The sequence below is a fragment of the Sphingopyxis sp. HIX genome (assembly GCF_001468285.1).
GTDB lineage: Bacteria > Pseudomonadota > Alphaproteobacteria > Sphingomonadales > Sphingomonadaceae > Sphingopyxis.
In genome coordinates this window covers 19,394-27,661 of the sequence record NZ_LNSB01000057.1, presented here as the reverse complement: position 1 = coordinate 27,661, position 8,268 = coordinate 19,394, and the positions used below count along the sequence as shown (strand labels likewise).

4 protein-coding genes are annotated in these 8,268 nt (G+C 68.8%); 1 reads left to right on the top strand and 3 read right to left on the bottom strand.

What is annotated here, in order from left to right; genetic code table 11:
- Positions 1 to 80: 80 nt before the first annotated feature.
- Positions 81 to 365, bottom strand: a complete 285-nt coding sequence (locus ATE62_RS20600; protein WP_058809697.1) for a DUF3297 family protein — start codon at positions 363 to 365, stop codon at positions 81 to 83.
- Positions 366 to 446: 81 nt separating this feature from the next.
- Entirely contained in the window at positions 447 to 2,777 is a 2,331-nt protein-coding gene (locus ATE62_RS20595; protein ID WP_058809698.1) for a TonB-dependent receptor, read from the bottom strand.
- 202 nt (positions 2,778 to 2,979) lie between these two features.
- Here ATE62_RS20595 and ATE62_RS20590 point away from each other — a divergent pair, with 202 nt between their 5' ends.
- Entirely contained in the window at positions 2,980 to 5,922 is a 2,943-nt protein-coding gene (locus ATE62_RS20590; RefSeq protein ID WP_058818597.1) for a CHAT domain-containing protein, read from the top strand.
- 8 nt (positions 5,923 to 5,930) lie between these two features.
- On the opposite strand, the gene ATE62_RS20585 is transcribed toward ATE62_RS20590, so the two are convergent.
- Complete coding sequence (locus ATE62_RS20585; RefSeq protein ID WP_156420491.1) at positions 5,931 to 8,117, bottom strand: hypothetical protein; 2,187 nt, start codon at positions 8,115 to 8,117, stop codon at positions 5,931 to 5,933.
- Positions 8,118 to 8,268: the final 151 nt, after the last annotated feature.

Here is an 8,268-nt window from a genome sequence, read left to right as displayed (position 1 = left end):
GGGTGAAGGCGGCAAGGCCGACGAGGCGTCGGAAGACTGAGCTTGAGCTCCCCTCCCGCCTGCGGGAGGGGAGCTCAAGCTCAGTCTTCCGACGCCTCGTCGGCCTTGCCGCCTTCACCCTCGGCCGCCACGTCCTCGAACCAGGCCTCGACCTCGCCCGACAGCTTGATCGTCATCGGCTGGCCGAAGCGGTCCTTCGACTTGCCCGCAGCGACGCGGATCCAGCCTTCGGAGATCGAATATTCCTCGACGTCGGTGCGCTCCTTGCCCTTGAAGCGGATGCCGATGCCGCGCTGGAGCACGTCCATGTCGAAATGCGGCGAGCGCGGGTTGGTCGACAGATGGTCGGGGGGCGTGTCGGTCATGATGGCAATTCCCATAAAAAGATGGCGCGGCCCTAGGGAGCCGCGCCATCCTCGTCAATCGCGAAGCGGATTCGCGGGGCGTCAGAAATCGCCCTTCAGCGTCACGAAGAACTGCTGCGGCGCCCCGGCGAGCAAAGTCTGGCTGTCGCCGCGGTTGGCGAAGCCGTTGGTGCCGATCGTCGAGATATACTCCTTGTCGAACAGGTTCGTCGCATTCGCCTGGATCGTCAGCCCGTTCAGCGCGCCTTCGGTGAAGCGATAGCCGATGCTGGCGTCGACGATCGCGAAACCGCCAACCTCGGCGTCATTCTCGAACGAATAATAGCGCTTCGAGGTATAGCCGACGCCCGCGCGCAGGAAGAGATTGCCATTGTCCCAGGTCACCTCGCCCTTGGCGAGATGCTTGGGTGTGTTGACCACCGTCTTGCCCGCGGTCGCCGCGATCACGACGTTCGCCGCGTTGACGACATCGTCGCGATATTCGGCGTCGTTGTACGCGTAGGAGCCGAACAGCGAGAGTTCGGGGGTGACGCGGAAGGTGCCCGCGGCCTCGATGCCCCACGAGCGCACGTCGCCGACATTCTGCAGGATCGCCGGGTTGCCCTGGATGCCCGAACCATTGGCGAAGGCGATGATGCGGTCCTTGAAGTCGACATAATAGCCCGCGACCACGCCCTGGAAGACGGGCGACTTGGTGCGGAAGCCGAGCTCGTAGGTGGTCGAGGTCTCGGGCTTCAGGTCGAGCGCGTCGAAGCCCGCCTGCGTCGTCGCGAAAGGCCCGCCCGTCGCCGACGATTCGAACGCACGCATATTCTGGGTGAAGCTCGCGAAGACCTCGTTGTCGTCGTTCAGGCGATAGAGCAGCCCCGCCTGCGGCAGGAACCAGTCCTTCGCCACGGTGCGCCCCGACGCGAGCCCGCCGGCGATCACCGGGGTCGCCTCATTGGTGACCTTCAGCCCCTTCCACCCCGCGTTGATCTGCACCGCGCCGAGGTCGAGCGTGTCCTGCACATGATATTGCAGCGTCTCGGTCTTGAAATCGAACTCCCACTGGGTCGCGAGGGGATCCTTGGGGAATTTCAGGCTGCCGCGGCTCGGCGCGCCCGCAGTGTTCGCGAGGCCGTAGAAGCGCCGCGCCTGGTTGAAGTCATTGTCCTCGTACCACAGGCCGACGTCGATCGTGTTCGCGCCGAGAGTGACCTCGCTCGATGCGACGACGCCAAAGCGCTCGATCGCATATTCGGTGGTGCGGATCGTGATCGGCGCGCCGCCCGGCGTCGTGACATAGGGGGTGAACCACAGGCCGCGGCCCTTGTTGTTGTGGTAATAACCGGTCGCCTTCAGCGTCCAGTTCTCGCTCACCGGCAGCTCGCCGCCGACCCCAGCGAGCCAGTCCTTGCGCAGCCCCGACGCGTCATAATAGGCGTCGTCGACGGTCAGGATCGGCGCGGGAAAGGTCTCGCCCACCCCGGCATAGGGCGCGGTGAAGGTCGAACCCAGCGGCAGGCTGCCGTTCGCGACCCCGGCGTTGAACGCCGCGCGCGCGACCTGGTTCTGGTAGATTTGCGCGACCCGGACCGCGAGGTCCCAGTCCTTGGCGAAATTGTCCCAGTCATAGCCGAGGCGGTTCACCATTTCGGCGCTCAAATCCTGATAGTCGTTCTCGGCGCGGTCCGAATAGTTGACGAAGCCGAAGAGCTTGCCGTCGCCGACCGGCTGCACGATGCGCGCATTGACCTGGTGCTGGCGCTGGACGCCATTGCCCTTCCACTTGTCGGCGTCCTGCCAGGCATAGCTCGCGGTCAGCATCGGCCCGCCGGGCATGATCTCGCCGCTGTCGAGGCGAACATAGGCGCGCTTGGTCTCTTCGCTGCCATAGGTGCCCGAGAATTCGACCCCCATGTCGGGCTTGGGATCGCGCGAGAAAAATTCGATCGTGCCGCCGAGATTGCTCGACGAGGCGGCACCGAGCGCGCCCGCGCCCTGCGCGACTTCGACGCGGCCGACATTCTCGCTGATGATCGCGCGGCTGATGTGGAGGCCATTGTGGTTGCCATAGCTCATGTCGCCCAAGGGAATGCCGTCGAGCGTGAAGCCGAGCTGGTTCTGGCTGAAGCCGCGGATCGAGATGCGCGACGACCATTCATAGGCGCCGAACGGGTCGGCGGCCTGGAAATTGACGCCGGGCAGCTTGTCGATGGCCTTGAGCGGGCTGATCCCCGCAACCTCGAGCGCGATGTCCGCGGCGCCCAGTTCCTGGACCTGGCGCGCTTCGCCGATGCCGAGCACGACGATCTCGTCGCCGGCATCCGCGGCGCTTTCGGCAGCTTCCTCGGCAAAGGCCGGCGTCGCGGCCAGCAGTGCGACCAGCGCGGCACCCGCGCGCAGGCGGCGGCTCTTATTATGTGTCATCTGGAGAGTCCCCTTTGCCCGCGCCGAAATGGCGTCGGGACGCGCCGGGGCTTTAGGGACGCGATATTGCTGCGCCGCGGCACAGGCATGACCCGATGATGACAGGATGGCGAAAGCGACTGTCACGAACACCGCGCGCCCTTGCGGCGCCCGGCAAAGCTTGGCAAAAGCGGCGCAGGGTCGCGTATCGGGAAGTCCAGTCATGACGATACGCCGGGCGAGCCTCGCCCTTTCCGCCGCGCTGCTCGCGGCCGCCGCAACGCCCGCCGCCGCCCAGCCGACCTCGGTCTATTGCAACGGCGACAAGAATCCCGATTGCGACGATGCGTCGAACAAGATCATCAGCGACGCGCTCGACCGTTTCGAGGCGACCAAGGGCGAAGAACAGGTCCAGGCCGCGCTGGCGCTCGTCGATCTGGCCGCGATCCATCGCGCGCGACTGTCCGAAGATTTCCTGTTCAGCCTCGACACCACCCTCTGGATCTATTTCGACGACAAGGACAGGCACGGCGGCCCCGCGTACAAGCGCGTCACCGACCGGATGCGCGACCATGCGGCACGCGCCGCCGCCGCCAAGGACGGCCCGACCGAGCTCTTCTTCCTCGACTGGATGGCCTCGGGATTGGCCCCCGATGAGCGGCTCGGCCACGCGCGGCTGGTCCATCGCCGCGCCGCCGAACTGGGCCTGATCCGCAGCGGTCCCGCGTTCGGCGCGCGCGTGCGGCTCGAAATGTACGGCCGCGACATGCTCGAGGAGGGCCGCTACGCAGAAGTTGCGCGCGCGCTCGACGACACCTTCGCCGAGCTCAATGACGCGGGCATGGAAACCTCAGACGTCTGGGAATTGCAGCTCCGTTATGCCGAGGCACTGACGCTGGTGCGCCGCGACGAGGATTCGGACCGCGCGTTCGATGCGCTGATGGTGATGATGGAGGATCCCGCCTATGGCGACGCGCGGCGCCAGTTCGCGAACAATCAGATCAGCTATTACCGCAACATCGCCGGCCGCTTCGCCGCCGCCGAGGCACCCGGCCGCATCGCGATGACCGAGGGCGAACGCCTCGACGGGCGCGAGGACATCGGCACCCAGAAGTCGCGCTACAATTTCGCGCTCGCGCTGCTCGGCCAAGGCAAAGCCGCGGAATCGCTCCCCTATTTCGAGGAAGCGCTGCCGCTCCAGCTCGCGGTCGAGCGCGGCAGCAGCTGGGTCGATACCAAGACCGATACGATCATCCTGCTCACCACCCTCGCCCGCGCGCGCGCGCAGGTGAAGGGGCGCGAGGGCGACGGGCTCACCGCCGCGGTCGACGCCGCCGAACGGCTGCGCCAGCGCCGCGACGCGGGGATCGGCAGCAGCGACGCCAACCCCGCGGTCGCCGCGCTCGCCAAGGCGGTCGCGCGCGGCACCCGCCGCAACCCGCAATCGGGGGCGTTCGACATGGTGCTCTTCGCCGGCTGGGCGGCGCGCGAGGGCGGGGCCGACGCGCTCGGCCCCGCCTTCCTCGCGGCGCAGGACCTGACCCTGACCGACGCGGGCGACGCGATCAACGAAGCCGCGGCGCGCGACCTCGCCGGCACCGGTCCGCTCGGCGAACTGGTGCGCCAGCGGCAGGACACCGCACAGGCGGTGGTGTCGCTGACCCAGCGCTACCGCGACCTCTCGCTCGGCAAGGACGAAGCACGCGCCGCCGCGCTGCGCGCCGAACGCGACGCCGCGGCGGCCCGGCTCGCCCCGCTCGACGCGCGCATCGCTGCCGAATTCCCCGACTATGCGACGCTCGTCACCCCCAAGGCGATCGACGTCGCCGCGGTGCAGGCCTTGCTCCAGCCCGACGAGGCGGTGCTGATGCTGCTGCCGTCCGAGGGGCATCACTACGCCTTCGCCATCTCGAAGGCCGCCGCGCGCTGGCACCGCATCGACGAGGGCGCGGCGCCCGTCGCCGCCGACGTCGCGCGGCTCAAATGCCGGATCGACGAGAATACCTGCTCGCTGCCCGACTATAACGCGCTGCTCGAGGCGCAGGAGCGCGGCGCGCCGAGCCCGATCGACGAACGCTATCCGCGCTACGACCGCGCCGCCGCGTACCGCCTCTACCGGCAGCTGGTCGCGCCCGTCGCCGAAGCTTTGCCCGAGGGCGGGCGCATCTACACCGTCGCGAGCGGTCCGATCGCCGGGCTGCCGCTCGCCGCGCTCGTCGCGAGCGCGCCCGCGGGCGACGCCGAAAGCGGCGCGGTCGCTGACCTCGCCGCGACCGATTGGCTCGCACGCCACTATCGCTTCGTCACCCTGCCCTCGGTCAGCGCGCTCGCGCTCGCGCAGCGCGCCGACCCGCCCGCCGCCGCCGCGCGCCGCCCCGAACTCGTCGCCTATGGCGCGCCGACCTTGGCCGGCAGCGGCAAGGGCGCCGCGCGCGGCGAAGATGCCCCGCTGCGCAAGCGCGGCGGCGTCGGTGTTCGCGGCGCCGGGCTGACGCTCGCCGAGGGCGAAAAGACGATGGCGTCGGTCGACCGGCTCCGCCGGCTCGACCCGCTGCCCGGCACCGTCGTCGAGCTCACCAAATTGTCGGCCGCGATCTCGCGCGGCGGCGGCGTCCGCCTCGGCGCGAAAGCGACCGAGAGCGCGGTCAAGGCCGACCGTGAGCTGCCGCGCGCGATTTCGGTGGTGTTCGCCACGCACGGCCTGCTGCCCGGCGAGATGGGCACCGGCTCCGAACCCGGGCTCGTGCTGACCCCGCCGGGCAAGGCGAGCCTGACCGACGACGGGCTGCTCACCGCCAGCGAGGCGGCGGCGCTGTCGCTCTCGGCGCGCTGGGTCGTGCTGTCGGCGTGCAACACCGCGACCCCGGGGGTCGAGGCGGGGGCGAGCGGCGAATCCCTATCGAGCCTCGCGCGCAGCTTCCTCTATGCCGGCGCCGACAATCTGCTCGCGAGCCACTGGCGCGTCGCCGACGACGCCACCGCGGCGCTGACGGTCGAGGCGCTCGCCAACCGCAGCGCCTCGCCCGCGACCGCGCTCGCCGCGGCGATGGAGGCGGTGCGCACCGGCAAGCGGGCCGACGGCACGGCAGTCGAGGGCTGGGCGCCGCACTGGGCGCATCCGGCGAGCTGGGCGCCCTTCACCCTGGTCACCAACCGCGATCGCTGACCCGCCGCTCAGGCTTCGCCGACGATCTCGGTCGCGCCGCCGCGGTCGAAGCACGCGCCCGGCCCGCTGAGCGACCGGATCAGGTCGAACATCCGGTCGCGCTCCTCGACCGAGCCGCATGTGAAGACGAGGCTGGCTTCGGCGTCGAGCAGGCGGATCGTCGGCCGTTCGACGAACAACAGCCGGTCGGCGGCGACCGACGGCTCGGCGTCGAGCGAGACCGCGGCGAAGTCGCCATTTTCCAGCCTTTGCTCGACGCGGTCGGCGAAGACCAGCAGGGCATCGCCCTGCGGCCCCAGCGACACCGCGGCCAAGCCGCGCGCACGGCCATCGGCAAGCGAGGCGTCGTACATCGCGCGGCACGTGCCGCAGGGCGGAAATTGCGAATTGGCGGCGAGCGTCTCCAGATCATGATCGTCGGCATGGACCGGCTCTTCGGTCACCGGGCTGCCGCTCTCGAACAGCCGCTGCAACGCCGGACATTCGGGAACGAAGTGCAGCGCGGGCACCTCGGCGGTGTCGAGATGCCAGACGGTGTCGAGCGGCGGCCGATAGGCGGCGACGGCTTCGGCCCGGCGCCGCGCGAGCGGCGTCGCCACCCCGGACGCCCCGCGCACGCCGTTGTCCTCGCTTTCGCCCCGCGCACGGTTGGCGCCTCCGCGCGGACGGCGTGGCTCGGGCGCGCGACGGCGGCGCGGCGGCGCGCGGTTGGGATTGAGAACCCAGTGGAAATGGTCGTGATGCGGCGCGACATTCCGGATCACCGCTGACGCCGGTCGACCATCGTCGAGCGTCGTGCCGCGGATCAGTCCCCAGAAGGCCTGCGCCGGAGCCTGGGGCTCGACATAGCAGGTGACGATCTTGTGCCCATGTTCGGGATCGTTGAGAAAGCCGATCAATCGCGCAGCGGACGCGCGGTCGAAGCGCATATAGCCCTCGAAGAGCAGGTCGACATTCAGGCCGTCGCGATGGCCGAGATGATAGTTGCCCCGGCCGGGTACGCCAAAGGGACCGCCGTGCAGATTGGCACAGTCGTTGAGTAGCAGGCCGGGATAATGCTGGAGGATGGGAACCACCGACGGCCGTGCCCAGTCGTCGCCCCCTTCGACCTCGTCGCGCGTGGAGCCAATAAATCGCGGCAACCCGGTGATGCGCACGAGAATCGGCAGCTTGCCGAAACGGCGCTCGGCGGTCGCGCCGCCCGCAGTGCGCGCCGTCACGCGCAGCTCGACGTCGCTGTCCTCGGTCGTCACCAGCGGTTCGGTATTCGCCGAGGGAAGCACGAACAGTCGCGGCGAGCGCCCGTCGGCAAGCCGCGCGACCTCCAGCCGGCCGCTGTCGGGAAAGGTGGCGATCAGATTGGCGCGCACCGCCTCCTCGAGCTGGGCCCGCACGACTGTCGTCCCGCGCCTGAGTTCGAGCACCACCTCGGTCACGCTGTCGCCCGCCGTACCGCTCAGCGCAATCGTGCCGCGGAACGGCGTCTGGCCGTTCACATAGGGGTGCGTTCCGACGCTGACGCAGGGCATCGAGACGACTTCGAGCACGCCGGCGATATAGCCGAATTGCGTGAAATTCAGTGCATCGATCCGCAACGTCGGATCGGGCGGCGGAGGCGGGAGCTTCGGCTTCTTGGGCTTGGGCTTCTTGGGCTTGGGCGGCGGAGACGGCGTCGGCTCAACCGCGGCAGGCTCGTGCCGCGGCACCCGTCCACCCCGAGGCGTCAGCGTCCAGGTCGCGGCACCGCCCCCACCCTCGTTCGGCAACTGGGCGCTTACGGGCCCCGGCTTCTCGGGCAATTCGCCGAATACGTCCGACACAATATAAAAGGGAACGGTGCTGTCGATCGTGTCCTTTTTGCCCAAATTGTCCCGCGTGACATGCTCCACACCGCCGTAGCCCTTGCCGACGCCGAGCCGGTACCGGCCGCCACCCGCCAACGAAAGCGAGACGGGAAAATCCTCCGACCCGCTCGCCTCGGTGATCGTGTGCGGAAAATCATATTCGGCCCTTAGAGTGACCTTGCAGCTGATTTCGCCTTTGAAATCGCCCACTTCCGTCCGGGCGAGCGTGCCGCTGCCACTGTGGGTCGCTTTGATGTCTCTTCCGAATCCGTCCGCGCCCGGGCGATAGATTTCGCCGAGCGTTATCGACCAGCTCTCGACCGTGTCGAACCAATGTTCCTTTTCAGCCATGCCCCCGCTCCCGATGCCGGCGTCGTTGCGCCGCGGATCGCGTCCCGTCCGGTTGATCGCGCGGAAGCGCGCGCTCTCCAAGCAAAATCTTCGCCGATCGCCATCACGGCATTTTGTTCCGTTTCGAAACATCCGCCCGCGCCCGCCGCAA